Annotated in this window: 1 protein-coding gene and 1 pseudogene; both read right to left on the reverse strand. The window is 62.1% G+C overall.

What is annotated here, in order from left to right; genetic code table 11:
• The coding region (gene pstB / locus AC1D15_RS34610) for a phosphate ABC transporter ATP-binding protein PstB (RefSeq protein WP_477829636.1) at nucleotides 1-738 on the reverse strand (738 nt) is incomplete at its 3' end.
• Nucleotides 739-756: 18 nt separating this feature from the next.
• Nucleotides 757-924, reverse strand: a pseudogene (locus tag AC1D15_RS34615) (phosphate ABC transporter permease PstA); the annotation flags it as partial.

Raw genomic sequence — 924 nt, forward strand, 5'->3', positions numbered from 1 at the left:
CTTCATGAACAGGTCCGACGTGACGCCGAACTCGATCAGGTCGCCGAGGTACATGTAGGCGGTGTAGTCCGAGCAACGCGCCGCCTGTTGCATGTTGTGCGTGACGATGACGACGGTGTAGTCGTTCTTCAGCTCGTGGATCAGCTCCTCGATCTTGCCGGTGGAGATCGGGTCGAGTGCCGAGCACGGCTCGTCGAGCAGCAGCACCTCGGGCTTGATCGCGATGCCGCRCGCGATGCACAGCCGCTGCTGCTGGCCGCCGGAGAGGCCGGAGCCGCTCTGCGCCAGCTTGTCCTTCACCTCGTTCCAGAGCGCCGCCTTCTTGAGCGCCCATTCGACGCGCTCGTCCATCTCGACGCGCGGCAGCGTTTCGAACAGCTTCACGCCGAACGCGATGTTGTCGTAGATCGACATCGGGAACGGCGTCGGCTTCTGGAACACCATGCCGATCTTGGCGCGCACCAGCGAGACATCCTGCTTGCTCTTCAGCACGTTCTCGCCGTCGACCAGGATCTCGCCTTCGGCGCGCTGCTCGGGGTAGAGCTCGAACATGCGGTTGAAGGTGCGCAGCAGCGTCGACTTGCCGCAGCCCGASGGGCCGATGAAGGCGGTGACCTTCTTCTCGGGAATGTCGAGGTTGATGCGCTTCAGCGCATGGAAGCTGCCGTAATAGAAGTTGAGGTTGCGCACCGAGATCTTGGCCTTCTCGGTCACCGGGAGTTCGACTTTGACGTCCATGTCGTTCTTTCTGGTTCTCTAGTGCTTGTTGCGGAAGACCACGCGCGCAAAGATGTTCAGCGCGAGCACGCCGAGGGTGATCAGGAACACGCCGGCCCAGGCGAGCTTCTGCCAGTTCTCGTACGGGCTCATCGCGAACTTGAAGATCGTGACCGGCAGGTTGGCCATCGGCCCCGACAGGTTGCT

It is taken from the genome of Rhizobacter sp. P2_H2 (assembly GCF_056403375.1).